The sequence below is a fragment of the Streptomyces sp. NBC_00209 genome, assembly GCF_045206345.1.
Taxonomy (GTDB): domain Bacteria; phylum Actinomycetota; class Actinomycetes; order Streptomycetales; family Streptomycetaceae; genus Streptomyces.
The window spans coordinates 4,692,992-4,718,289 of record NZ_CP108121.1 but is presented as its reverse complement, the minus strand read 5'-3'; the positions used below and the strand labels follow the sequence as shown (position 1 = coordinate 4,718,289).

Here is a 25,298-nt window from a genome sequence, read left to right as displayed (position 1 = left end):
CTTTCGCGGGACACCTTGTCCATGCCATACCACCGCTGATACAAAATGACATGCTGTCATTAAGTCACACGGACTCGGACCGGAGGCTCCAGAATGAGCACGCGCTCCACCGGCATATCCCGGCGGGGGCTGATGAAGGCCGGAGGCGCGGCGATCTGGCCGGCCCTCGGCGGATGCACCTCTCCCCACGCCCCTTCCCCGGACACTCTCCGCCTCCTCGTACTCGGCCCACCGCCCCAGCTCGTCCGGCTCCTGGACAAGAAGATGCTGCCCGCCTTCCGCGACAGCAGCGGTCTCGATGTCGAACTCCAGACGTCCGACTGGGGTTCAGCATTCCAGAAGGTCACCACCGGCGCGGCATCGAACTCCCTCGCCGACGTCTTCATGGTCGGGGGCATCTGGACCGCGGCACTCGCCTCGAAGCACGTCATGCTCGACATCACCGACCGGGTGAAGCGCTGGGCGGGCCGGGCGCAACTCCCCGCGGCCGGCCTCGCCGACGGCATGTACCGGGGACGCAATTACGCGGTGCCGGTCATGATGGATGTACGCACCTGCGTCTACCGCCGGGACATGCTCGACGCGGGCGGCATCGGCTCATCCCCCTCCAGCTGGGACGAGTTGCGCCGGACCGCCGAGAAGCTCAAAGCGAAGGGGGTGACGCGCACACCGATCTTCTGGGGCCTCGACAAGTCCGTCGGCCTGCAGCAGGCGTTCGCACAGCTCTTCCTCCAGGCGGGCGGCCGGTACTGGGACGACGCGGGGAACGCCTCATTCGACTCGGAGGCAGGACACCGCGCTCTGAAATTTCTCGCCGACACCTTCCGGCACGGCCTGGCCGACGCGAATCTGGTCTACTCCGGCAACGGCCCTCACCCTCTGGTGAGCGGCAGATGTGCGCTGACGCTCGGCGGCTGGTCGATCCAGCACAACGCGGAGGCGAACGATCCACGCGTGGCCGACGACATCGCCGCAGGCCCCGCCCTGAAGCCTGACGCGGATTCCCTTCCGCAGCCCGTCGCGTGGTTCGACAAGCTGGCCATCGCGGACAACACCATGAACGCCGACGGCGCGTGGCACCTGCTCACCTTCCTTGCCGGAGCGGCCAACGAGGACGGTCTCGCCCGTCTGAGCGGAAGCCTGCCGGCGCGCAGGGACCTGGCCGCACGCCCCTGGCTGACCCCCATGGCCAGACAAGTCCTGACCTCGGCGGATCGGGCGATCTCGCAACCGGTCAACCCCGTCATGATGCAACTGGGCCCGACGGTGCGGACCTTGCTCGAACCCGCCATCCGCGGGTCCGCCTCGGTCACGAGCACACTCCGGGCCATCGACAGGAAGGTCGATGACCTCCATGCCTGATACCGCCGCAGGCGTCGAAGCCAGGCAACGGCGAGCGGCCCGCCTGCTCGCCGCACCGGCCATGGCCGTCCTGGCGCTGACCGTCGTCATCCCGCTGCTGTTCGCCGCCGTACTGTCCTTCACCCGTTACGACATGATCTCCCGCCCCACCTGGGTGGGCTGGGAGAACTACCGGTCGCTCTTCTCCGACCCGGTGTTCGGCACCGCCGCGCTCAACACCCTGTACTTCGCGGTGGGGCAAGTGGTCATCGGCGTCGTCGTGGCCTTCTTCGTCGCGATGCTCTTCAACCGGCGCCTCATCGGGGGGCCCGCCATGCGCACGGTGATCTACCTGCCGCAGGCCATGTCGTACGTGACCACAGCCCTGCTGTGGTCCCTGCTCTACGATCCGGTCAACGGGCCGCTCGGCGCCATCATGCCGGCCGTGGGTCTCGGGCCGGTCAACTTCCTCACCAGCACCCACCTGGCGATGCCGTCGATCATCGTCATGTCGCTGTGGCGGAACCTGGGCTACTTCATGATCATTCTGCTGGCGGGGCTGAAGGCCGTGCCACACGATCTCATCGAGGCGGCCGAGATGGACGGGGCCGGCCGGCTCAGGCGCCTCATCCACGTCATCGTGCCGCAGATGTCCTCAACCCTGTTCTTCGTGGCCGTCACCTGGTTCCTCGGCGGGCTGCAGATGTTCACGCAGTCGTACGTGATGACTCAGGGCGGCCCCGTCAACACCACCCGGACGGTCGTCTACACGCTGTACGACGCCGCGTTCAACTCACTGCAGTTCGGCAGGGCATGCGCGGTCTCCGTACTGCTTCTGCTCGCGGTCGCCGCGGTCGCGGTCCCCGTACGGATCAAGCAGGAGATCAGCGACAGGAGGCTTCGGCATGGCCACTGACACCCCATCGCTCCGTGCGGCGACGGACCCGCGCCCGAAGGTCACGGCCCCGCCGCGAGGCCGCGGTACGAGTGCCAGGGGGGCCGGCGCCGCCCGTTACACGGCGGCCCTGCTGCTGACGGCGGTCTACCTGGTCCCGATGCTCTACATCGTCCTCGTATCCCTGACCCCGCACGGGGAGTCGACGACCGGCGTGCCGTCGCGGCTCTCGTTCGGCAACTATCACGACGCCCTGGTGGCCGCCGACTTCAGCAGGTTCTTCCTCAACTCCGCCTTTGTCACGGCGGTCTCCGCGGCAAGCCAGGTCGCCCTGTCCTGCATGGCCGGGTACGCGCTGGCGAGGCTCCCGCTCAAGAGCGCCCGCAACGCCATGCTGCTCCTGATCGGACTGCTCGTCGTCCCGCCCGAGATCGTCATGGTGCCCCTGTTCATCATGGTCAACCACGCGCCGCTGCTCGCCGGGAACGATCTGTTGGGGCGCGGAGGTCTGGGCATGCTGGACAGCTATGCCGCGCTCATGATCCCGCATCTCGCCTCGCCCCTCGCGATCTTCCTGATGCGGCAGTTCTACCGCGACCTGCCGGGTGAGCTCGGGCAGGCGGCCAGGGTGGACGGCGCCTCGGAGTGGAGGATCTTCCTGCGGATCTACACGCCGCTGGCACTCCCGGCCGTCGCCGTCGTGACCGTCCTCGCGTTCCAGTCCGCCTGGAACGACTTCCTGTGGCCGCTGATCACGGTGCGGTCGAGCGAGATGCAGACGCTCCAGCTCGGACTGACCGTCTTCTACCAGCAGAACAGCACGCAGTGGAGCCTGCTCATGGGCGTGATCCTGCTGATGTCCTTGCCGGTCCTGGCCATCTTCGCCTTTTCCCAGCGCTACTTCCGCGACGGTGTCACCGCCGGCGCGGTGAAGTAGCGGATGAACCGGAGGACCCTCATGTCCGACCAGAATCCCGCCGGGCCGCTGAACTTCCTGGTCGTCCTCACCGACGACCAGGGACGCTGGGCGATGCCGCACCGCATGCCCGAGCTGCACATGCCCCACCTGGCCCGGATCCGGGAGGGCGCCCTGGAGCTCGACCAGTTCTACTGCGCATCCCCTGTCTGCTCCCCGGCACGGGCCTCCCTGATGACGGGCCGGATGCCTTCGGCGCACGGCGTGCACGACTGGCTGGCCGGAGAAACGCACCCGGATGCCCAGCCGGACCACTACCTTCACGGACAGCCCACCACACCCGAGGTGCTCTCCGGTGCCGGGTACACCTGCATGATGAGCGGCAAGTGGCACGTCGGCGACTCCCGGTGGCCGGCACCCGGATTCAGTCGCTGGTACGCCCACCGGTCCGGCGGCGGCCCCTACTACGACGCTCCGGTGTGGGACAACGGCAGCCCGGTGGCCGAGCCGGGCTACCTCACCCATGCCATCACCGACAACGCCGTGCGCTTCCTGCGGGAACGGGACCGGGAGGCCCCCTTCTACCTCCAGGTCAACTACACCGCCCCGCACTCCCCGTGGATCGACAACCATCCCGCCCGGTATCTCGACCACTACGCCGGATGCGACTTTCCCTCCGTGCCCCGCGAACCACGCCATCCGTGGACGGAGCCCCGGCGGAGCGCCTTCCAGGCGGCCTTCGACGACCCGGTTCCTCATCTCGCCGGGTACTGCGCCTCGCTGAGCGCGGTCGACGACGGCCTGGCCGAGCTGAGAGCGGAGCTGGAGGCCCAGGACATGTGGGACTCCACCGTGCTGCTCTACACGGCGGACAACGGATTCTCCTGCGGACATCACGGACTCTGGGGCAAGGGAAACGGGACGTTCCCGCTGAACTTCTGGGACAACTCCGTACGCGTGCCCGCCGTGGTCCGGGTACCGGGCGGCCCGCGCGGGGTGAGCGACCGGTTGGTGAGCGGGGCCTCGTGGCACGCCACGGTGTGCGAGCTCGCCGGGGTGGCACCTCCGGGCGACCAGTGGGGCGTGAGCGAGTCATTCGCCGGCCTGCTGCGCGGCGAGACCCGGCAGCAGCCCGAGACGGTCGTCGTCCTCGCCGAATACGGACAGGGCCGGATGATCACCGACGGGCGCTGGAAGCTGGTGCTCCGCTCGGAGGGACCTGACGAGCTGTACGACCAGCACGATGATCCGCACGAGCGTGAGAACCTCTTCGGCGCGGCACGCGCGCGCGGCACCCAGCGGGACCTCACGACCGCCCTGCACGACTGGTTCGCACACCACGAACGCGCGGGCATGTCCGCCTACCACCGACCGGTCACCGGCCATGGCCAGGTCCACCCGCTCAGCCGGGGCCGCAGCGACGCCGAAACGTACCTGTAGCGCCCCGGGTCCGCGTGTGCGGCGCCTCACTGCCGCACACGCGGGCCGCTCACACCCCGGCCGGCTCGTCCTCCCCTATGAACGTGCGCCACAGCACCGCGTAGTGGCCGTCCCGGGACAGGAGTTCGTCGTGGGTGCCGTCCTCCACGACCCGGCCGTGGTCCATCACCACGACCCGGTCCGCGCGGGCGGCGGTGGTCAGGCGGTGGGCGACGACCAGCGTGGTGCGGCGGCCCGCGAGCCGGTCGGTCGCCTGGTTCACCTGCGCCTCGCTGGCCAGGTCGAGCGAGGCGGTCGCCTCGTCCAGGAGCAGGATGTCCGGGTCGACCAGCTCGGCGCGGGCGAGCGCGATCAGCTGGCGCTGTCCGGCCGAGAGGTTGCGGCCCCGCTCGGCGACCTCGTGGAGGTAACCGCCGTCCAGCGTGGCGATCATGTCGTGCGCGCCGACCGCCCTGGCGGCCGCCTCCACCTCCGCGTCGGTGGCGTCCGGCCGCCCGTAGGCGATGGCGTCGCGCACGGTCCCGGGGAAGAGGTACGCCTCCTGCGGGACGACTCCGAGCCTGCGCCGGTACCCGGTGAGCCCGAGGGTGCGCAGGTCGGCGCCGTCCACCGTGATCCTGCCGTCGGTCGGGTCGTAGTACCGGGCGACCAGCTTGACCAGGGTGGACTTGCCGGCCCCGGTCTCCCCGACGAACGCGACGGTCTGCCCGGCCGGGATGCGCAGATCGACGCCCCGGAGGGCCGCCTCCTCGTCCCCGTAGGCGAAGGACACGTCCTCGAAGGCGATCTCGCCGCGCAGTGCGCGGACGTGCCGCGGATCGTCGCGGTCGGTGGTGGAGGCGGGCTCGCGCAGGAGTTCCTGGATGCGGCCGAGGGAGACGGCGGCCTGCTGGTAGCCGTCGAAGACCTGGGAGAGCTGCTGGACGGGCGCGAAGAACAGGTCGATGTAGAGCAGGTAGGCGACCAGCGCGCCCGCGGTGAGCGTGGCGTCGTCCACCCGGTGGGCGCCGACGATCAGCACCGCCGCCGCGGCCACCGACGACAGCAGCTGGACGAACGGGAAGTAGACGGAGATCAGCCACTGCCCGCGCACCCGCGCCTCGCGGTACTCGTCGCTGCGCGCGGCGAACGCGTCGGCCCCGTCCCGCTCGCGCCGGAACGCCTGCACGATGCGGAGGCCGGCGACGGACTCCTGGAGGTCGGCGTTGACGACGCCGATCCGCTCACGGGCCAGCTCGTACGCCTTGACGCTCTTGCGGCGGAAGAAGACGGTCCCGACGACAAGGACCGGCAGGGTCGCGAAGACGACGAGGGCCAGTTCCACGTCGAGGACCAGCAGCGCGACCATGATGCCGAGGAAGGTGACGACGGAGACGAAGGCGGTGACCAGGCCGGTCTGGAGGAACGTGGACAGCGCGTCCACGTCCGTCGTCATCCGGGTCATGATGCGGCCGGTCAGCTCGCGCTCGTAGTAGTCGAGCCCGAGGCGCTGGAGCTGGGCGAAGATCTTCAGCCGCAGCGCGTACAGCACCCGCTCACCGGTGCGGCCGGTCATCCGGGTCTCGCCGATCTGGGCCGCCCACTGCACGAGGACGACGACCAGGGCGAAGGCGGAGGCCGTCCAGACCGCGCCCAGCGCGAGCTGCGTGACCCCGTCGTCGATGCCGTTGCGGATCAGGACCGGGAGCAGCAGCCCGGCCCCGGCGTCCACGGCGACCAGGCCCAGGCTGACGAGGAGCGGCAGCCCGAAGCCGCGCAGCAGCCTGCGCAGCCCGTAGGAGTCCTCGGGGCGCACGGCGTGGGCCTCGTCCACGTCCGGGGTGTCGTTCGCCGGGGGCAGGGCGTCCACCTGGGCGAGCAGTTCGGGCGTGGCGGGTGTGCCCGCCGTGTCGGTGGACCGGTCCTGCTCGCGGCGCACCCACAGCGCGGGCGTGACGCCGCGCTCGGCGTCGAACTCGGCGTCGATCTCCTCCTGGAGCGCGCGGTCCCGCGAGGGGTCCTCGGGGGCCGCGGCCGGGCGGTGGCCGGGTGAGGGGCTGCCCAGCTCGTCGGGATCGGTGAGCAGGCGCCGGTAGAGGGCGCAGCGGCGCTCCAGCTCCTCGTGGGTGCCGAGGTCGGCGAGGCGGCCGTTGTCGAGGACGGCGATGCGGTCCGCGAGGTTCAGGGTGGAGCGGCGGTGGGCGATGAGCAGCGTCGTACGCCCGGCCATCACCTGGCGCAGGGCCTCGTGGATCTCGTGCTCGACGCGGGCGTCCACGGCGGAGGTGGCGTCGTCCAGGAGGAGGAGTCGGGGGTCGGTGAGGATGGCGCGGGCGAGGGCGATGCGCTGGCGCTGACCGCCGGAGAGGGTGAGCCCGTGCTCGCCGACCGTGGTGTCGTAGCCCTTCGGCAGCTCTGCGATGAAGCGGTGGGCCTGGGCGGAGCGGGCGGCCTGCTCGATCTGCTCGTCGGTGGCGCCGGGCAGGCCGTACGCGATGTTGGCGCGGACGGTGTCGGAGAACAGGAAGCTGTCCTCGGGGACGAGCCCGATCGCGGCGCGCAGCGAGTCGAGGGTGAGCTCCCGTACGTCGTGGCCGCCGACGAGGACCGCGCCGTGCGTCACGTCGTAGAAGCGCGGCAGCAGCAGCGAGACGGTGGACTTGCCGCTGCCGGAGGCGCCGACGACGGCGACGGTCTCGCCGGGCTCGATGGACAGCGAGAAGCCGTCGAGGACCGGGCGGCGGGTCTCGTAGCCGAACCGCACGTCCTCGAACTCGACGCTGGCGGGGGCGTCGGCGGGGAGCTCCTTGGTGCCGTCCTTCATGGAGGGCTCGGTGTCGATGAGCTCCAGGACGCGTTCCACTCCGGCGCGGGCCTGCTGGCCGACGGTGAGGACCATGGCGAGCATCCGGACCGGGCCGACGAGCTGCGCGAGGTACGTGGAGAAGGCGACGAACGTGCCGAGGGTGATCTCGCCCCGGGTGGCCAGCCAGCCGCCGAGGGCCAGCATCGCGACCTGGCCGAGGGCGGGCACGGACTGGAGGGCGGGGGTGTAGCGGGAGTTCAGCCGGATGGTGCGCAGCCGGCCCGCGAACAGCCTGCGGCCGACCTCGCGCAGCTTGCCGGTCTCCTGCTCCTCCTGCCCGAAGCCCTTGACGACGCGGACACCGGAGACGGCCCCGTCCACGACGCCGGCGACGGCGGCCGCCTGCGACTGGGCGTACCAGGTGGCGGGGAAGAGGCGGGCGCGGGAGCGGCGGGCGATGTACCAGAGGGCGGGGGCGACGGCGACGGCGACGAGGGTCAGCAGCGGCGACAGCCAGGCCATGATGACCAGGGAGATCAGGAAGAGCAGCACGTTCCCGATGGTCATCGGGAGCATGAAGAGCAGGCTCTGGATGAGCTGGAGGTCGCTGGTGGCGCGTCCGACGACCTGCCCGGTGGACAGTTCGTCCTGGCGCTTGCCGTCGAGCCGGGTGATCGTCCCGTACATGCCGGTCCGCAGGTCGTGCTGGACGTCCAGGGCGAGCCGGCCGCCGTAGTAGCGGCGGATGTAGGTGGAGGCGTAGACGAGGGCGGCCGCCACGATCAGCAGGCCGGTCCAGACGGCGAGGGAGCGGGTGTGGCCGACGACCACGTCATCGATGATCACCTTGGTGATCAGCGGGACGAGGGCCATCACGGCCATGCCGGCGAGCGAGGAGCCGAGCGCCAGCAGGACGTTGCGCCGGTAGCGCCAGGCGTAGCCGCTCAGTCTCCGCGCCCAGCCGCTCCGCTGCCCGCGTTCCGTCTCCCGTGCGTCCGCCACCCGGTGCCTCCCGTTCGACCTGTTCCGACGGAAGGCACCAACACGGGTTGTCGCGGATTTCATCCCTCCGCAACAAATACGGGACCTGAGACCTAGGTCGTGCCCGGACCGTGACTAGGAGGCGGCGTGCATGATGCGCGGGTTGAGGTCCTTGTGGACGGCCCGGGCGACGGCCTGGATGGTGTTGATGCCGTCGTTCATCGTCTTGTTGTCCTGGGTGAGCACGGTCAGCCCGTAGTCGTGGCTGTTGCCGGTGAAGGCGCCGATGCTGTGGACGCGCCAGCCGTGGGTGGAGCGCTGCAGCCAGCCGTTCTTGAGCTGGACGGTGGTCCCGGTGACGGCGCCGGCCGGGGTGCCCCAGCGCTGCGAGGAGACGACCTTCTTCATCAGCCCCAGCTCGTAGGAGCGGGCGCTGTCGGTGAGCACGGAGTTCTTCGAGGTGAGCAGGGTCAGCAGCCGCTGCTCGTCCTGGGCGGTTATCTGGGTCAGGCCCCAGTAGCCGCCGGAGCCGGGCACGGTGTGGGTCATCCCGGCCGCCTTGAGGAAGGCGTTGACCTTGGTGGTGCCGAGCTGCTTCCACAGGGCGGTGGTCGCGTCGTTGTCGGACTTGGTGATCATCTTGGTGCTGAGGTCGATCTCGCGCTGGGTGAGGTAGCGGTTGTGCTGGGAGTTGTCCCACAGGAGCGTGGCCAGCACGGTCGCCTTCACGACGCTCGCGGAGTCGTACTTCGTCGTCGCGCGCAGCGTGCACGTGGTGTTGGTGGAGCGGTCGTAGAGCGCGAGCGCGACGGTGGACTTGCGGCCCTTGAGAGCGGCGGTGATGTCCTTGGTCAGCTGGGCGGCGAGCCCGGCCCGGCCGGAGGTGCAGCTCACCGCGGTGGTCGCGGCGGACGCGGGCGCGGCCGCGAGGGCGACGGGCGCGAGGACCCCGGCGGCGACGGCGGCACAGAGCGCGGCGCGGCGGCGCGCGGTGATACGGGACGTGGTCATGGTGTGTTCCCCCTGAACGATTCCTGCGGGCGGCCCCCCGGCACGCCCGCAGGAGATGACTCGCGGGCGGCGGGAAGGTTGTACGCGCCACAGAGCCCGGCGGGGGTCTGTTACAGGTACGTCGAATTGCAGGTGGGTGGGCTTGTGTCGGGTGGTGCTTACAGGTGTGTGGGCTCGAACATCTTCAGCAGGGCCGGGAGTACGACGACCGAGGGCCCCGGCCGTCCGAACGCCTCCGCCAGGTCCGCGGCGAGCGCTTCGGGGCTCGTCCGGACCGCGGGGACGCCGAAGGACGCGGCGAGGGCCGCGAAGTCCGGGCGGGCCAGCTCCGTACCGGTGGTCTCGCCGAAGGCACCGGTCAGGTACTCGCGCAGGATGCCGTAGCCGCCGTCGTCCACGATCAGCCAGGTCACCGGCAGGTCGTACTGCCGGGCGGTGGCCAGTTCCGCGACGGAGTACATCGCGCCGCCGTCGCCGGAGACCGCGAGGACCGGCCGGGTGGGGTCGGCCACCGCCGCGCCGAGCGCCGCCGGGAACGCGTAGCCGAGTCCGCCCGCGCCCTGGGCGGAGTGCATGGTGTTCGGGCGGCGGGCGTCGAACGCGGCCCAGGCCCAGTAGCCGAGGATCGTCATGTCCCAGAAGCTGGGCGAGGCGTCGGGCAGGGCGGTCCGGATCGCGGTGAGAAGGTCCTGTTCCAGGTCGCGGCCCTGGCCGGCGATCCGGTCCCGGACCCGGGCGAGGACCCCGGCGGCCCGGTCGGCCGCTGCCGGGTCCTCGCGCGGGGCGACCGCGTCGATGAGCTCGGCGAGCGCGTCGCGGGCGTCCGCGTGGATGCCGAGCGCCGGGAGATTGGCCTCCAGCTTTCCGGCGTCCGCCTCGATCTGGATCACCCGGCCGCGCGGGGCGAACGTGTAGTAGTTGGAGGAGAGTTCGCCGAGTCCGGAGCCGACGACGAGCAGGACGTCGGCGTCCTCCAGGAAGTCGGTGACGTGCCGGTCCTCCACCCAGGACTGGAGCGAGAGCGGGTGGACCCAGGGGAAGGCGCCCTTCCCGCCGTACGTGGTGACCACCGGGGCCTTCAGCTTCTCGGCCAGCGCCCGCAGCTTCCCGGAGGCGTCCGACCGTACGACCCCGCCGCCCGCGACGATCGTCGGGCGCTCGGCGTGCGACAGCAGGTGCGCGGCGACCGCGATGAGCTCGGGGCGGGCGTGCAGCTCGCGCGGGGTGGCGTCCGGGGCGAGGACGACGGGCAGCCCGGTCGCCGCGTCCAGCACGTCCTGCGGGATCTCGACCCAGACGGGGCCGTGCGGGGCCGTCAGCGCGGACTCCCAGGCGGCGGCGACGGCCGACGGGATCTGGGAGGCGGCGCGCACGGTGTGGACGGACTTCACCACATCCCGGAACGACGCCTGCTGGTCGCGCAGCTCGTGGAGGTGGCCGTGGCGCCCGCCGCCCAGGCCCCCGACCGGGATCTGGCTGGAGACCGCGAGCACCGGCGCGGAGGCGGCGGCCGCCTCCTGGAGCGCGGCGAGCGAGGTCAGCGCGCCGGGCCCGGTCGACAGGAACAGCGGGGCGACCTCGCCGGTGATCCGCCCGTAGGCGTCGGCCGCGAAGCCCGCGTTGTTCTCGACGCGCAGCCCCACGTACTCCAGCGACGAGCGGCGCAGCGCGTCGAACAGCGCCAGCGCGTGCTGGCCCGGCAGGCCGAAGACCGTGGTCGCGCCGAGCCCGCGCAGCGTCTCGATGACGAGGTCGCCGCCGGTGCGCCCGGGCGGGGGGTTCAGCGCGGCCTCGATCTGAGCCGGGGTGAGCTCGGGCCGCTCGTCGTGGTGGTCGTGACTCAACGCTGCCGTGCCTCCGCGATCTGGCGGGTCATGATCGTCGTCAGCTCGTACGCGGTGTGCGAGGCGGCGACGGAGGTGATCTCCGCGTGATCGTACGCGGGGGCGACCTCGACCAGGTCGGCGGAGACCAGGTGGCAGGAGGACAGGCCGCGCACGATCTCCAGGAGCTCGCGGGAGGTGAGGCCGCCGGCCTCGGGGGTGCCGGTGCCGGGGGCGTGCGCCGGGTCGAGCACGTCGATGTCGATGGAGATGTACAGCGGCCGGTCGCCGATGCGCTGACGCAGCTGGTCGGCGATCTCGTCCACACCGCGCCGCATCACGTCGGCGGAGGTGACGATACCGAAGCCCATCTTGGCGTCGTCGGTGAGGTCCTGCTTGCCGTAGAGCGGGCCGCGGGTGCCGACGTGGGAGAGCGCCGAGGTGTCGAGGATGCCCTCCTCGACGGCCCGGCGGAACGGGGTGCCGTGGGTGTAGGCGGCGCCGAAGTAGGTGTCCCAGGTGTCCAGGTGGGCGTCGAAGTGGAGCAGCGCGACCGGGCCGTGCTTCTTGGCGACGGACCGCAGGAGCGGCAGCGCGATGGTGTGGTCGCCGCCGAGCGTCATCAGCCGGGCGCCCGTGGACAGCAGCTCGTCGGCCGCCGCCTCGACGGTCTCCACGGCCTCCTCGATGTTGAACGGGTTGGCCGCGATGTCCCCCGCGTCGGCGACCTGCGCCAGAGCGAAGGGCGAGGCGTCCTGCGCCGGGTTGTAGGGGCGCAGCAGGCGCGACGCCTCACGGATCGCGTTGCCGCCGAAGCGGGCGCCGGGCCGGTAGGAGACACCCGAGTCGAACGGCACCCCGACGACGGCCACGTCCGCCGTACCGACCTCGTCCAGGCGGGGCAGCCGGGCGAACGTCGCGGGTCCCGCGTACCGGGGGACGCGCGAGGAGTCGACGGGGCCGCGGGGCGTCTCGTTGCTGGTCATGACGGGGGGTGCCCTTTCCTGGGATGCGTGTGCCGGGGCGACGCTAGGCGGCCGCGGGGCCGGACTGAAGTGTACGTTTCGTCCACTCACCCACCGGAACGGATGAAACTGCCCCGCCCCGGCCCCGCGCGCGCCCGATCCGGCCACCCGAGGTGTCGCCCCCGTCACCCCATGCCTTATGTTGCAGTGGCAAAGGGGGGTCGCATGGCACGGGATTACGACAGTCAGCTGCTGGAGTCGGTGGGAGTACGCCGCCGGCGGATGCGCGACGCGCTCCTGTTCGGCACCGGCCGTGCGCGGCGGACGGCCGACGAGCGCCTGGGCAAGGTCTTCGCGGGCATCGCGGTCACCGCGGTGCTGTGCGCGGGCTGCGTCGGCTGGTCCTTCCTCCAGCACACCCTGGACAAGCAGAAGGCCGAGCAGGAGAAACAGCAGCGGCAGTACCAGCAGTCCACCCGCTGACCGTTCGACCCCGGTTGCACCGTTTGCACCGTTTGCCCCCGATATTCCTGGACGTCGCGATGATTGGTTCTCGTCAGTGAGTACGGCAATGGCCTCCCGCGCGGAGATGAGCCGGGTGACCCTGGTCGGTGAGCGGCGCCGCGCGGATCTCGTCCTGCCGTCCGACACCCCGGTCGGGCAGCTCCTTCCGGACATTCTCCAGCTGCTGGACGACCGGGCCGCGTCCCGCCCGCTGACCCGGCAGCTGCTGACCGCCGACGGCTCGGCGCTGCCGCACGACGCCACCCTGGCCTCGGCGGGTATCGGCGACGGTGCCGTGCTCCGGCTGGTCCGCATCCACGCGGCCCCGCCGGCCCCGGTGGTCCACGACGTCACGGACCAGGTGGCCGACAACCTGGACCTCCAGACCTGGCGCTGGCGCCCGGCCGCCCGCCGGGTCGGCGCGGGCGCGGCGACCGTGGTCTTCGCGGTGATCGCCGCGCTGCTCGCCCGCCGCGAGTTCCCGCTGGGCGCCCTGGCCGGGGCGCTGGCGGGCGTCACGGTCCTGCTGCTGGTGGCCGGTGCGCTGGTCGCCCGGCTCGGCCGGGGCAACCGCTCGCTGGCGACCGCGCTGCTCCTCGTCTCGGCCGGGCTCGGCGTCCTCACGGCGTGGACGGCCGCCGACGCGTACGACTGGTCCGGTGCGCTGCGGCTGGCGGCCGTGGCCGGGGCGGTCGCCCTGTCGCTGGTGCTGCTCGGGCTGCTCTCGCCGCTGGGCCGGGCCGGGCTGATCGGCGCGCTGGCCACGGCCGTGATGACGGGGGTCTGGGAGGTCGTCGCGGCCGTCACGGCGGGCCCGGCCCGGCTCGGCGCCGTGATGGCCGTGTTCTCCGTGGTGCTGCTCGGCCTGCTCCCCCGGCTGGCCCTGATGGCGTCGGGGCTCACGGGGCTGGACGACCGCCGCTCGGGCGGCGCCTCGGTCAGCCGCCACGACGTGGGCAACGCGCTGGCCGCCACGCACCGGGGCCTCGCCCTGGCGACGCTCGTCACGGCGGTGTCTGCGGCCGCCGGGGGCCACCTCCTCACCACGGCGGACCGGCCGACGGTGTGGACGGTGCTGCTGCCGTGCCTGGTCGCGGTGGTGCTGCTGTCCCGGGCCCGGGCGTTCCCGCTGGTCGCGGAGGTGGTGGCGCTGTTCGCCGCCGCCGCGTTCACCGGGGTGCGGCTGGTGATGCTGTGGCTGGACCACTCCGGGGGCGCGGGGCCCGTCGCCGTCCTGTGCGCGGCCGCGCTGCTGCCCCTGCTCGCGCTGGTGGCGGAGCCGCCGGAGCACGTACGGGTGCGGCTGCGGCGGACGGCCGACCTGATCGAGTCCATCGGCGTCGTGGGGCTCTTCCCGCTCGCCGTCGGGGTGTTCGGCGTCTACGGGCAGCTGCTGAACAAGTTCTGACGACTCCGAGACCACCGACGCGGGCCCGGCGGGGCATCGAAGCGGCGAAGAAGGGCAGACATGCCGAACGCGGACCACAACTGGCAGGGCGACCTCCTGCGCGACCTCAGGAGCACGGGGCCGGCCGAGGCCGGGACCCCGGCGGACCCGCGCCCCTCGGTGCCGCCCGCGCGGCCCGAGCCCGCGACGCCGCCGGGCCCCGGCACCCCGGCCACCGCCGCGCACGAGGCGGCCCACGCCCCCGCGGCCCGCACCTGGCCCGGGACGCCCACGCCTCCCCCCACCCCCGACTCGCTCCCCGTCCTCGACAAGGCGATGGCCGCCGTGGCGCGACGGCCGGTGCGCGGTGAAGCCGTCGCCGTACGGGCCGCGCGCGCCGTGCGCCGTATCGTCTCCGGGTCCGCCGCCCGGGAGGTCGCCGCGCTCACCCGTACCGCCGAGGTGCTCCAGCAGCCGGTGACGACGGGGCGGCAGATCGCGGTCACGTCCATCCGGGGCGGCGCCGGCAAGACGACGGTGACCGCGCTGCTCGGCACCACGTACGCGCACTACCGGCAGGACCCGGTCCTCCTCGTGGAGGCCGACCCGGCCCTCGGCTCGCTGCCGCTGCGGCTGGGCGCCGAGGCGCTGCGGTGGACCACGGCCGATCTGGCGGACATCGCGGTGCCGCAGATGTCGCTGCTCGACGTCACCGGCTATCTCGTCCAGCTCCCGGGCAACGCCTGGCTGCTGCCCGGCAGCCAGGGCCGGATCGGGGCCATGATCGACACCGTCACGTACGAACAGGTGATGGTCGCCCTGCGCCGCTACTTCGGCGTGACCGTGGTGGACTGCGAGACGCTGCCCGCCGAGGTCGCCCGGGTCGCCCTGTCCGCCGCGCAGGCCCGGGTGCTCGCGGCGCCCGCCACGCTCGACGGTGTGACCAGCACGTACGCCGTGCTCCAGTGGCTGCGGGCCCTCCCCGCGCACGTCATCGAGGGGACCGTCGTCGCGCTCTCCGTGACGACCCCGCGCCCCGGCATCGACATCGACGCGGCGGCCGAACGCCTCGCGTCGGCCGGCGCCCGCGTCCACGTCCTGCCGTACGACCGGCACCTGGCGGCCGGCGGACCGCTGCGCACCGAACTGCTCGCCCGCCCGGCCCGGCTGGCCGCCACCCGCCTCGCCGCCGAGGTCTTCGAGCTGTCCCAGAAGCGCCGGTGATCCCGGTGCCGAGCCCGTACGCCCACCCGGCCGAGATCCCCGGACGGAACCGATGAGCACCCGCCTGATCCACCGGCCCGCCCGCACGACGCGCCCGGCGGCCCCTTCCGAGCCGCGCACCATCGAGGCGCCGCCCAACCTGCCCGAGGGCAAGGCCGGGAACATGGCGATGTCGTTGCTCCCGGTCGCCGGCGTCATGTCGTCCGTGGTGATGATGACGGTGGTCCGCAACAGCCAGTTCGCCGGGCTCGGCGCGATCATCCTCGTCGTCACGGTCATCGGCTCGGCGGTACTGCTGCTCTCCCAGCGCGGCAAGGCGCAGCGGACCCGCCGCACCCAGCGCGAGGCGTATCTCGCCTATGTGGAGGATCTGCGCGAGGAGTTGTCGGCCGAGGAGCGGGTCCGGCGCGAGCAGGCGGACGTGCTCAACCCGTCCCCGTACGCCCTCTACGACATCGTGCGCGACCCGGCCCGGCTCTGGGAGCGGCGCAGGGGCGACGACGACTTCCTGCGGATACGGGGCGGCACGGGCGAGATGCCGCTGCGGGACCTCCGGATCGGCGAGCAGGGCTCGTCCGCCCTCACCCCGCCCGACCTCTTCATGCTCAACGAGGCGTCGGCCCTGGTGCAGCGGTTCCGCAACGGCACCGAACTCCCCCTGACCGTCCCGCTGGACCGGGCCGGGAACGTCAGCGTCATCGGCCCCCGCGAGGACGGCCTGCGGGTCGTGCGCGCCCTGCTCGTCCAGGCGGCCGCCCTGCACGCGCCGGACGACGTGGCGATCGCGGTCGCCGCGTCCGGTGAGCGGATGGCCGACTGGGAGTGGGCCAAGTGGCTGCCGCATCTGCTCGACCCCGAGCAGTCCGACGGCCCGGTCGCCGCCCGCCGCATCGCGCCCTCCGCCGCCCGACTGGCCCGGCTCCTCGGGCCCGAGCTGCGCCGCCGCGCCTCGTACGCGGCCGAGGTGCGCCGGGGCCTGGCCGGACGGGACGCGCTCGCGATGAACTCCCGGCTGCTGGTGGTGGTCGACGGGCACGGCGAGGACGCCGTGGACCTGCCGCGCCCCGACGACGCGGTGGGGCTGCGCGAGATGGGCGTGACCGTGGTGCATCTGCTCGACCGGCGGGTCCAGGAGCCGGACCACGTCAACGTCCGCCTCACCGTGGACGGCACGGACGTGGTCGTGGAGGACCTGCGCGCGGCGGAGGCCGTCGCGTCGCACGGCACCGTGGACGAGGTCGGGGTGCCCTTCGCGGAGGGCCTGGCCCGGATGATCGCGCCGCTGCGGCTGTCCGCGGAGTCCCTGGCCGACGCGCCGCTGGCCGGGCCCGTCGAGTTCGCCGCGATGCTCGGCATCGGGGACGTGGCGTCGCTGGACCTGGACCGGCTGTGGGCGCCGCGCGGCGAACGCGCCTTCCTGCGGGTGCCGATCGGGATCAGCGACGCGCACGAGCCGGTGCTCCTGGACCTCAAGGAGTCCTCCGAGCTGGGCATGGGCCCGCACGGGCTGTGCGTGGGCGCGACGGGCTCCGGCAAGTCGGAGCTGCTGCGCACCCTGGTCCTCGGCCTGGCGGCCACGCATCCGCCGGAGGACCTGGCGCTCGTCCTGGTCGACTACAAGGGCGGCGCCACGTTCGCCCCGTTCGCGGACCTGCCGCACGTGGCGGGGGTCATCACCAACCTGGAGAACCAGGCGGGTCTGGTCGAGCGCGTGCACTCCTCGCTCGCCGGTGAGGTCAAGCGCCGCCAGCAGGCCCTGAAGGACGCGGGCAACGTCGCGGACATCGGGGACTACACGGCGCTGCGCGCGCAGAAGCGACCGGACCTGGAACCGCTGCCGCACCTGTTCGTGGTGATCGACGAGTTCGGTGAACTCCTCACCGCCAAGCCGGACTTCATCGACCTGTTCCTCTCCATCGGCCGGATCGGCCGCTCCATCGGCGTACATCTGCTGCTGTCCAGCCAGCGCATCGAGGGCGGCAAGCTCAAGGGCCTGGAGACCTATCTCTCGTACCGCCTCGGCCTGCGCACCTTCTCCGCCGACGAGTCGCGGATGGTCCTGGACACCACGGACGCCTTCCACCTGCCGCCGCTGCCCGGCTTCGGCTTCCTCAAGGTGGACACCAGCCACTACACGCGCTTCAAGGCGGGTTACGTCTCCGGCGCGTACCGGGGGCCCGTCCGGACCGCCGGCGAGGAGGAGACCGGGCCGCTCGCCCTCCCGTACGAGGCGTACAACACCCTCGCCGGTCCGGAGAACGGCCCGCAGGACCGGGAGCCGTCGGCCCGCCGCCGCGAGACCGGGCCGACCGAACTCGCGGTGATGGTGGACCAGCTGACCGGTGCGGCGCCCGGGGTACGCAGCATCTGGCTGCCCCCGCTGCCCCCGGCGATCACCCTGGACGCCGTCGCCGGCCCGCTGGACGCGGGGCCGCGCGGGATGCGGCTGACCGGGGTGCGCCCGGACGCGGGCCGGCCGGGCACCCGGCGGCGCGGCCCGCTCCTGGTGCCGCTCGGCCTGCTGGACGACCCGGCCAAGCAGTGGCAGGGGCAGTGGCTCCTCGACCTCACGGTGGCCGGCGGGCACGCGGCCGTCATCGGCGGCCCGCAGTCCGGCAAGACGACGCTGCTGCGCACCCTGGTCCTCTCCCTGGCGCTCACGCACACCCCCCAGGAGGTCGGCGTCTACGCCCTCGACCTGGTCGGCGGCGGCCTCCAGGCCCTCGCCGAGCTGCCGCACGTCGGCGGCGTCGCCGGCCGCGCCGACCGGGAGCGGGCGGCGCGCACGGTCGAGGAGGTGCGCGCGATGCTCACCCTGCGCGAGGAGCTGTTCCGCGAGCACGGCATCGACTCCGTCGAGCAGCTGCGCACCCTGCACGCGGCGGGCCGCCTGCCGCAGCTGGCGTCCGCCGAGATCGTCCTCGTCATCGACGGGTTCGGCGCGCTGCGCGACGACTTCGAGGAGCTGGACGACGCGGTCGCGGACATCCTCAAGCGGGGCGGCGGCTACGGCATCCACGTCGTCGCCGGGATGCTTCGCTGGAACGACGTGCGCATCGCGATCCAGTCCAACTTCGGCACCCGAGTGGAGCTGCGGCTCAACGACCCGGGCGAGTCGAGCATCGACCGCAAGCTGGCCGAGACCCTCTCCCCCGACGAGCCGGGCCGCGTCCTCACCGACGGCAAGCTCTTCGCCCAGGTCGCCCTGCCGCGCACGGACGGGGTCGCGGAGACGACGGAGCTGGGCGCGGTCCTCGAACGGGCCACGCGCACGGTCCGGGCCACCTGGCACGGCGAGGTCGCCCAGCCGGTACGGGTGCTGCCGCACCTGCTCGAACCGCACCTGCTGCCCGGCCGGGCGGCGGAGCCGGAGCGGGTGCCGCTGGGACTCGACCAGTCGGCCCTGGCGCCCGTGCTGCTCGACCTGTTCGGCCACGACCAGCACCTGCTGGTGCTCGGGGACAGCGAGTGCGGCAAGACGAACCTGCTGCGGGCGGTGGCTCAGGGGCTCGCCGACCGTTACGGCGAGGACGACCTCGTCTTCGCGGTGATGGATCCCCGGCGCTCGCTGCGCGGGGTGGTCCCGGAGGAGCTGAACGGCGGTTACGCGTACAACTCCAAGCTCTGCATGGGCCTCTCGGCCGCGATCTCGGCGGAGTTGGAAAAGCGGCTGCCGGACGAGAACGCCCGTCTGGAGGACCTGGAGCCGGGCAGCTGGGGCGAGGGCCCGCGCATCGTGGTCCTGGTGGACGACTACGACGTGCTGACGACGGCGGGCCAGTCGCCGCTGGCCGCGTTCCTCCCGTACATCCCGTCCGCCGTGGACATCGGCCTGCACTTCGTCCTGTCGCGGCGCGTGGCGGGGGCGGCGCGCGGGATGTACGAGCCGGTGGTGCAGAGCCTGCGGGAGTCGGGGGCCTCGGCGCTCGTGATGTCCGGCGACCGCAGCGAGGGCCAGCTCTTTCCCGGCGTGTACGCGGCCCAACAGGCGGCGGGACGTGGGGTGTTCCTCCAGCGGGGGCGCCCGAACCGGCTGACGCAGACGGTGTACGTACCGCACTGACGTACCGCTTCGCAAAGCACCGCCGACGGGGCCACCGGTCGGCTCGCCCCACCACCGTGAAGATATGGCCGATTGCAGATTGCAGTAGCGACGCACGGATTGATAGACATGATGCTGGGACGGATACATCCGTTCGAGGTCCGACGCATGGGGGAAGCCGATGAAGTTCGACATGGGGTCCACGGTCCTGACGACGCTGCTCAAGCACTCGCAGGGCTCCAGCACCGATCTGGGCACGCTGATCCGGCAGTTGATCGCCGCGGCGGAGCCGCTGGAGGGCAAGTTCAACGGCGCGGGCAAGGTCGCGTTCGACGACTTCAAGAACCGCTCCGACGAGATCACCGCGGCGCTGAACGCCTCGCTCTCCGGCATCCTGGGCGGCCAGCAGGGCATGGACGCGGCGTTCGGCTCGGGCGAGCAGGAGCAGGGCGAGAACGCTCGTACGCAGATGGCTTCGGCCAACTTCGACGCGGCCCGCTTCGGCGGCCGCTGAGCCGGCACCACCGGCCCTTTCGACGCATCCGTACACATTCCTGACGGGGAGACAAGAGTCATGGCAGGACACGGCGGCAACACGGACCGGCGCTCGTACGACACCGGCGCATCGACCGAGGTGCAGGGCAGCCTCCAGACGGTGATCGCCCAGCTCGAACTGGTCATCACGGCCCGGGACGGCCAGGTCAAGGCCGCGATGGCCGACTTCACGGCGGACGGCGTGGCGGACGACTACCACGGCAAGGAACTCCGCTGGCAGGCGACCTCGCAGGAGGTCAAGAACATCATCCACCTCCTCCGTTCCACGCTGGAGAAGAACGACGGCACGGCGCACCAGACCCTGGCCCGCGCCAAGGCGGCCGTCGACAACATCGGCTGACGTTCACGACTCCGGGGGGGGGCGGCCGGTGACGGCTTGGGACATCACACCGCAGGGCGTACAGGGGCAGCTGAAGAAGGTCGGCACGCACGCCGGTGACCTGGAGAAGGCGCTGAACTCCATGGTCACCGCGATGTCGGAGGCGGCGACGCACGCGGGCACGGCGGTGCCGGGCTCGGCGGCGTCGCTGCCGGTGGCCGGGCCGGTGGCGGTGGGGGCGGAGCCCCTGTCCCACCCCACCCTTGGGCCGGTCGCCGCCGCGCTGGGCACGTACATCACGGAGCGGAAGCCGCAGCTGAAGTCGATGGCGGAGCGCATCCAGGCCGCCGTGCTGGGCGCCGCGACGGCGACGAGCGAGTACGTGGAGGGCGACCTCGACACGGCCAAGCGGGCCCAGGACGCCGCCAAGTCCGTCCGCCTGGACGTGCTGAAGGACATCGGGGCGGCCAAGTGAGCAAGAACGAGGCGGTCACCCCGTCGGGCATACCCGTCTTCACCGGCAACCTCGCCCTGCTGGACACCAGCGTGACCACGCTGACGAAGAGCGCGGCGTCGACCGCCACGGCCGCCGGTGACGTCCACAGCAGTTTCGGCGGCCTCCAGGCGTTCTACAAGGCGCCGGAGGCCGACCAGCTGTTCGCCACGACGAAACCGGTCGCGGACCGAGGGGCCTCCCTGAAGTCGGAGCTGGAGACGATCACGGCCGCGCTGTCCACGTACGCGTCCGACGCGTATCCGCTGGTCGAGAAGCTGAAGGAGCTCAAGCGCGAGGCCGAGTCCTTCGTCGTCCAGATCAAGGACGACGACAAGTGGCGCGAGGACGGCGACCTGGTCGAGGAGAACAACCGCCGCCACGACGAGATCGCCGAGACCTGGGCGGCGTTCCAGGCGGTGGAGCGGGCCTGCCACGACAAGATCGTCGCCCTGGTCGGCGGCCCCGCGCTGAAGACGGACGACGGCTCCGGCAAGAAGGGCACCTACGGCTACGACGCCGAGACCCTCAAGCACGCCGAGGGCCTGCCCTGGGGCGACCCGGTCGAGGAGTCCAAGCCCTGGTGGCACCTCCACGAACACGCCTGGGACTTCCTCAAGGGCTTCTTCGTCGACGGCGTCTGGGGCACGATCAAGGGCCTGGGCACCCTAGTCGGCACCGACGGCTGGGACTCCGCCAAGCAGGCGTGGTCGGGCCTGGGCAAGCTCGCCACGGGCCTGGCGATCTCCGGCACACCGCTGACCGCCGGCCTGTACTGGGGCCTGCCGGACGACAAACTCCCCTCCTACCTGCGTGAGTCCCGCGCCGCGATGAAGGAGACCGGCAAGGCGCTGCTGGCCTGGGACCAGTGGAGCGAGAACCCGTCCCGGGCGCTGGGCGCGGTGTCGTTCAACGTCGTCACGACGGTGTTCACCGGCGGCACGGGCGGCGCGGCCTCCGGCGCCGGAAAGGCGGCCCTCGCGGCGAAGGCCCTGTCCACGGTGGGCAAGGTGGGCCGGGTCGTGGACCCGATGACGTACGTCTTCAAGGGCGCGGGCATGGGTTTGACGAAGATCGGCGACGGCCTGGCGGCGCTCAAGGGCCTGGGAAAGCTCGAAATACCCACCTTCCCCGAGGGCACGATCACCCTCCCGGAGGGCGCGTTCAAGCTCCCCGACGGCACCCTGCACCTACCGGAGGGCGCGGCGGTCCCGGAGGCCGCGTTCGAGGTCCCGAGCCGCGCGGTCAAGCTCCCGGAAGGCGCGGAGATCCCCCCGGGAGCCGTGGACCTGGGCGACGGCGTGGTCCGCCTCCCGGAGGGCATGGCACCTCCGGCCGGCTCCCTCCGCATCCCCGAGGGAGCCCTCAAACTCCCCGACGGCACGACGGCCCTCCCGGAGGACGTGATCCCGGGCATGGACAAGCACGGCAACACGGTCTACCTGGACCGCCCGGGCAACGTCCTCGCGAAGGACGGCACCCTCCTCCAGCACCACTCGGCGGCCCGCCAGGAGGGGGCGGGGGTACGGGCTTCGGCCTCGCCGGATGAGGCGCTGGTCGGCGCGAACGGCAGCGCCGGACGCGTCCGATCGACGGGAGCGGGCGGGCACTCTGCGCCAGTCGGTTCCGGTGGCGGCCATGAGCCCCCCAGCTTCATGCACCAGGGCGCCGATCCCTACGGCCCTCGCCATTCACTCACTGGTGAACAGGTGAAAGAAATCCAGGTCTACCGGGCCAATCACGAGGAAGGATATTTCCAGAGGTATTACTCAATCGATGGCCGCCGCATACGGGTTAAGGTCGCGGACGAGAGCGGCTATGCCCCACCGCACCTCATCAAGAAGGATGGGGAGTGGATTGCCGCAAGCGATGCCCCGCCACCCATTCCTGAGCGATACTTTGACGGCGAGGGAGTAAGCCGCGTCCGCGGAGACGCGTCCGACCAGAATACGCTACGGATACTCGATGAAGCAGCCGCTCACCGAAGAAGCTCCATCGACTACGCGCAAGCGGCCGAACGACACAGGGGAATGCACTCCGGACTTCCCGACGGAACCCCCGAACGGATCGATACGGCCAACGAGTACAGCTCTGCCTTGGGCACGCAGACCAAGGCAGCGGAGACGTACGGCGAACTGGTGGCAGAACACCAAGCCATTCCGGAACTCTATGACGACGTCATCAAGAAGGAAAAGCTGTACGGCCCGGCGAATGGAAACGACCAGTTCGACCAGATCTACCGGCGCAAGGAGGGAAAGTTTGTAGTCGTAGAGGCAAAATCGAATGTCAAGACCCCCCATAATTCGCGCCAGCTCCCCGAGGGAGGTAGCGCCATGCAGGGCTCGAGAGAATACTTCTTCGACATTCTTCGAAAAATGGAGGAGAGAGGCCGAGCCCATCCCAGCGAATTGAGCCTGGCAGAGGAACTTGAGTTCGCACTGGATCACGGCAAGCTCGACTACATCCTAGTCAAGGGCAAGGCGGATGGCGGCCTGTACGGTGGTTACACGATGGAGAAGTTCGACATCCGCGAGTTGGACAACCTTGGCAACGGGGGCACCTTGTGACACGGCATGTGGCTCGGCACGGCAGTGCCGGTCCTGACGACGAGGCGTACGCCCGGAGCCTGAGCGCGGGGCTCCTGAGGACCATCGAGGCTCTGGAACGTTCGCCCGGGATGTTCGACAGCGGCCTCGGCAAATCCCTGTTGACTGTCCGGGCACATCTAGCCACCGACCCCGACGCGTCGGAGCTGCGCACCTGGGAGGCCGTGGTGACGGCGTTGCAGGTGCATTCCGCGCTGTTCGCGGCCGCCGATCGGCCGGAGGGGCACGTCCTGTGCCGCATCGCCGAAGAGACGCGATCGATCCCGGCGACCGGACCGACCCGTTCTGCCAATCCCGGCCACTGGATCAATGCCTTCTGGCTGGCCATCGTCTGCCGTGACCAAGCGCGGATGACCCAGCTGTGCAGCGTATCGCTGGAGCTGCTGAGGGCGTCACGAGCGCGGTACGACGAGTTCATGTTCGATTGGGTCGACACACTTCAGTCCTACTGGGACGAGCGCCCCGGCCTCGGCGGGAAACTCATCGCCACCATCGAAGGATCCCACCCCGATGTCGCGAGAGTGGCGGAGAAGGAGCTCATCGACAAGATCCTTTATCAGCCGGTCAACCTCTTCCATCTCTTCGTACGCAAAGACCACGCAGGCTTCAACCAAGCCCTTTTCGAAGCAGTGGAATTGCACAAGTCGTACTGGACGGCAACCGCAGAGAGAGAAGCCAGCGTCGAGGGCTACCTGGCGTTGGGACCCTTGGCCATCACCTGCCTCGCCTTCGACGCGGGATTCCCGATCGAAGTCGAATCAGACTATCTACCCGCCCACTTGCTTAATCGCGCCTGGGTGGGCGAGTTCCCCACCTGAGCCCTCACCCTACGGGTCCGCGCCGCCCACACGCTTCCGAGAAAGTAATCAAGTGGCCACAGCCATTACCCGGCACGCGATCACCCGACAGTATCTGCCCGATCGGGAACCCTCCATCTCTCCGCATACAGAGCAACTGCTGGAAAGAATCTACAAATCGCCTTATGCCCTCGAAAGCGTCATGTCCACCTCGTTGGTCATGGCTTACGAGAAATCCGCGGTCGATCCCACCGCCTCATGGATCGAATCGTGGGAGGCGTGGGTCGCCGCCATGCAATCCGGGTCAGCCCTCTTCGCCGCCGCCACGACCGCCGAGGACAGCGTGGACTGCCTCATCCACCATGAAGTGCGTACGGTTTCCGCCTTCGACCGTCCCGAGTCGTTCGCGGACGCGGGGCACTGGCTCACCGCCTTCTACCTGGCGGTCGTCTGCCGCAACGCCGAGCGGCTGACGGCACTTTGTCGCGTCCCGACTTCGAAGCTGCGCGAGTCGGGAGCCGTGTGCGACGAATACCTCTACGCGTGGATCGAGGCGCTGCAGGCGTTCTGGCTGGGCCGGCCGGAGTTCGCCGACAAACTGGTCGAGGCAGCATCGGGAACGGCTCCCGGCGTGCCGTCCGTCACCGGACAGGATTACGTCTCCCAGCTCATGTGGCCCCCCATGGATCTCCTCCGCCGACGGGCCACCGGGCAGCACGCGGAGTTCAACAGCGCGCTGGAGCAGGCGCTCCACGCACACAGGGCCTATTGGTCGGCCGACCAGGAGCGCTCCGACTCCTGCTTCGGCTGGGTCGCCCTGGCCCCGCTGGCCATGGCCTGCCTGGCAGCCGACGCCGACTTCCCCATCGAAATCGAGTCGGACTACCTGCCCCTGCACCTCTTGAAGGGGACGTGGGCCGGCGAGTTCCCCACCTGACACCACATACGCCGACGTCTTTCACGACCCAAGGGACTTTTCCATGTCAACGGTCATTACCCGCCACGATCTCCGGGGAGAAGCCGATACGGAGGCACTGGCCAACCGGCTGAGCGAGCGCCTGGTCGAGGAAATTGACGATCTGGAGGAGTCGGCAGCCCTGCTCGATTTCACGTTCGGTTCCTCCATTCTGGGGTTCCATGCCCGCTGTGCCATCGATCCGCGGGCTTCCAAGGTGGAGACGTGGGAAGCCACGGTCAACGCCATGTAGCTCAGC

Annotated in this window: 19 protein-coding genes; 15 read left to right on the top strand and 4 right to left on the bottom strand. The window is 71.1% G+C overall.

Going from position 1 to position 25,298, the window contains the following annotated elements; all coding sequences use genetic code 11:
- Nucleotides 1-93 precede the first annotated feature (93 nt).
- The 4 genes from OG867_RS21505 to OG867_RS21490 are packed head-to-tail and all read left to right on the top strand — an operon-like array spanning nucleotide 94 to nucleotide 4,592.
- On the top strand, nucleotides 94-1,362 hold the full coding sequence (locus OG867_RS21505) for an extracellular solute-binding protein (RefSeq protein ID WP_406287615.1): 1,269 nt from the start codon (nucleotides 94-96) through the stop codon (nucleotides 1,360-1,362).
- Entirely contained in the window at nucleotides 1,346-2,257 is a 912-nt protein-coding gene (locus OG867_RS21500) for a carbohydrate ABC transporter permease (protein ID WP_406287613.1), read from the top strand. The genes OG867_RS21505 and OG867_RS21500 overlap by 17 nt, the downstream gene beginning before the upstream one ends.
- The gene (locus OG867_RS21495) at nucleotides 2,247-3,173 is read left to right on the top strand and encodes a carbohydrate ABC transporter permease (RefSeq protein ID WP_406287610.1); all 927 of its coding nucleotides are present in this window, start codon (nucleotides 2,247-2,249) and stop codon (nucleotides 3,171-3,173) included. The genes OG867_RS21500 and OG867_RS21495 overlap by 11 nt, the downstream gene beginning before the upstream one ends.
- A gap of 21 nt (nucleotides 3,174-3,194) precedes the next feature.
- Nucleotides 3,195-4,592 (top strand): sulfatase-like hydrolase/transferase, encoded by a 1,398-nt coding sequence (locus OG867_RS21490; protein ID WP_406287608.1) that lies wholly within the window; start codon nucleotides 3,195-3,197, stop codon nucleotides 4,590-4,592.
- A gap of 49 nt (nucleotides 4,593-4,641) precedes the next feature.
- On the opposite strand, the gene OG867_RS21485 is transcribed toward OG867_RS21490, so the two are convergent.
- From OG867_RS21485 to speB, 4 genes are all read right to left on the bottom strand, one after another.
- Nucleotides 4,642-8,379, bottom strand: a complete 3,738-nt coding sequence (locus tag OG867_RS21485; RefSeq protein WP_406287606.1) for an ABC transporter ATP-binding protein — start codon at nucleotides 8,377-8,379, stop codon at nucleotides 4,642-4,644.
- 114 nt (nucleotides 8,380-8,493) lie between these two features.
- Complete coding sequence (locus OG867_RS21480) at nucleotides 8,494-9,369, bottom strand: serine hydrolase (RefSeq protein ID WP_328900250.1); 876 nt, start codon at nucleotides 9,367-9,369, stop codon at nucleotides 8,494-8,496.
- A gap of 158 nt (nucleotides 9,370-9,527) precedes the next feature.
- Nucleotides 9,528-11,213, bottom strand: a complete 1,686-nt coding sequence (locus OG867_RS21475) for a thiamine pyrophosphate-binding protein (RefSeq protein WP_406287603.1) — start codon at nucleotides 11,211-11,213, stop codon at nucleotides 9,528-9,530.
- Nucleotides 11,210-12,178: an agmatinase gene (speB, locus tag OG867_RS21470; RefSeq protein ID WP_328900252.1), complete on the bottom strand. Its 969-nt coding sequence runs from the start codon at nucleotides 12,176-12,178 to the stop codon at nucleotides 11,210-11,212. Before speB ends, OG867_RS21475 begins: the two co-directional genes overlap by 4 nt.
- Before the next feature lie 204 nt (nucleotides 12,179-12,382).
- Here speB and OG867_RS21465 point away from each other — a divergent pair, with 204 nt between their 5' ends.
- The 11 genes from OG867_RS21465 (at nucleotide 12,383) to OG867_RS21415 (ending at nucleotide 25,292) form a co-directional block, all read left to right on the top strand.
- On the top strand, nucleotides 12,383-12,640 hold the full coding sequence (locus OG867_RS21465) for a hypothetical protein (protein ID WP_328900253.1): 258 nt from the start codon (nucleotides 12,383-12,385) through the stop codon (nucleotides 12,638-12,640).
- 88 nt (nucleotides 12,641-12,728) lie between these two features.
- Nucleotides 12,729-14,069 (top strand): type VII secretion integral membrane protein EccD, encoded by a 1,341-nt coding sequence (eccD, locus tag OG867_RS21460; RefSeq protein ID WP_406287601.1) that lies wholly within the window; start codon nucleotides 12,729-12,731, stop codon nucleotides 14,067-14,069.
- Between the two features lie 60 nt (nucleotides 14,070-14,129).
- A complete protein-coding gene (locus tag OG867_RS21455; protein ID WP_406287599.1) occupies nucleotides 14,130-15,272 on the top strand; it encodes a MinD/ParA family protein in 1,143 nt (380 codons plus the stop codon).
- Between the two features lie 52 nt (nucleotides 15,273-15,324).
- Nucleotides 15,325-19,335, top strand: a complete 4,011-nt coding sequence (gene eccCa / locus OG867_RS21450; protein ID WP_406287597.1) for a type VII secretion protein EccCa — start codon at nucleotides 15,325-15,327, stop codon at nucleotides 19,333-19,335.
- Between the two features lie 160 nt (nucleotides 19,336-19,495).
- Nucleotides 19,496-19,828, top strand: a complete 333-nt coding sequence (locus tag OG867_RS21445) for a hypothetical protein (protein ID WP_018105965.1) — start codon at nucleotides 19,496-19,498, stop codon at nucleotides 19,826-19,828.
- Between the two features lie 60 nt (nucleotides 19,829-19,888).
- Nucleotides 19,889-20,209: a pore-forming ESAT-6 family protein gene (locus OG867_RS21440; RefSeq protein ID WP_018105964.1), complete on the top strand. Its 321-nt coding sequence runs from the start codon at nucleotides 19,889-19,891 to the stop codon at nucleotides 20,207-20,209.
- 28 nt (nucleotides 20,210-20,237) lie between these two features.
- A complete protein-coding gene (locus OG867_RS21435; protein ID WP_406287594.1) occupies nucleotides 20,238-20,663 on the top strand; it encodes a DUF6507 family protein in 426 nt (141 codons plus the stop codon).
- Between the two features lie 71 nt (nucleotides 20,664-20,734).
- Nucleotides 20,735-23,248, top strand: coding sequence for a hypothetical protein (locus OG867_RS21430; RefSeq protein ID WP_406287592.1), 2,514 nt, complete (start codon nucleotides 20,735-20,737; stop codon nucleotides 23,246-23,248).
- Nucleotides 23,249-23,358: 110 nt separating this feature from the next.
- Nucleotides 23,359-24,105, top strand: coding sequence for an immunity 49 family protein (locus OG867_RS21425; RefSeq protein WP_406287590.1), 747 nt, complete (start codon nucleotides 23,359-23,361; stop codon nucleotides 24,103-24,105).
- Nucleotides 24,106-24,157: 52 nt separating this feature from the next.
- A complete protein-coding gene (locus OG867_RS21420) occupies nucleotides 24,158-25,021 on the top strand; it encodes an immunity 49 family protein (RefSeq protein ID WP_403988833.1) in 864 nt (287 codons plus the stop codon).
- Between the two features lie 43 nt (nucleotides 25,022-25,064).
- Entirely contained in the window at nucleotides 25,065-25,292 is a 228-nt protein-coding gene (locus tag OG867_RS21415; RefSeq protein WP_406287587.1) for a hypothetical protein, read from the top strand.
- Nucleotides 25,293-25,298: the final 6 nt, after the last annotated feature.

Bases quoted from the DNA above. Each gene is read 5' to 3' on its own strand.
- OG867_RS21505 (WP_406287615.1), top strand. From the start codon at position 94: ATGAGCACGCGCTCCACCGGCATATCCCGGCGGGGGCTGATGAAGGCC.
- OG867_RS21500 (WP_406287613.1), top strand. From the start codon at position 1,346: ATGACCTCCATGCCTGATACCGCCGCAGGCGTCGAAGCCAGGCAACGG.
- OG867_RS21495 (WP_406287610.1), top strand. From the start codon at position 2,247: ATGGCCACTGACACCCCATCGCTCCGTGCGGCGACGGACCCGCGCCCG.
- OG867_RS21490 (WP_406287608.1), top strand. From the start codon at position 3,195: ATGTCCGACCAGAATCCCGCCGGGCCGCTGAACTTCCTGGTCGTCCTC.
- OG867_RS21480 (WP_328900250.1), bottom strand. From the start codon at position 9,369: ATGACCACGTCCCGTATCACCGCGCGCCGCCGCGCCGCGCTCTGTGCC.
- speB (WP_328900252.1), bottom strand. From the start codon at position 12,178: ATGACCAGCAACGAGACGCCCCGCGGCCCCGTCGACTCCTCGCGCGTC.
- OG867_RS21465 (WP_328900253.1), top strand. From the start codon at position 12,383: ATGGCACGGGATTACGACAGTCAGCTGCTGGAGTCGGTGGGAGTACGC.
- eccD (WP_406287601.1), top strand. From the start codon at position 12,729: ATGGCCTCCCGCGCGGAGATGAGCCGGGTGACCCTGGTCGGTGAGCGG.
- OG867_RS21455 (WP_406287599.1), top strand. From the start codon at position 14,130: ATGCCGAACGCGGACCACAACTGGCAGGGCGACCTCCTGCGCGACCTC.
- eccCa (WP_406287597.1), top strand. From the start codon at position 15,325: ATGAGCACCCGCCTGATCCACCGGCCCGCCCGCACGACGCGCCCGGCG.
- OG867_RS21445 (WP_018105965.1), top strand. From the start codon at position 19,496: ATGAAGTTCGACATGGGGTCCACGGTCCTGACGACGCTGCTCAAGCAC.
- OG867_RS21440 (WP_018105964.1), top strand. From the start codon at position 19,889: ATGGCAGGACACGGCGGCAACACGGACCGGCGCTCGTACGACACCGGC.
- OG867_RS21425 (WP_406287590.1), top strand. From the start codon at position 23,359: ATGTTCGACAGCGGCCTCGGCAAATCCCTGTTGACTGTCCGGGCACAT.
- OG867_RS21415 (WP_406287587.1), top strand. From the start codon at position 25,065: ATGTCAACGGTCATTACCCGCCACGATCTCCGGGGAGAAGCCGATACG.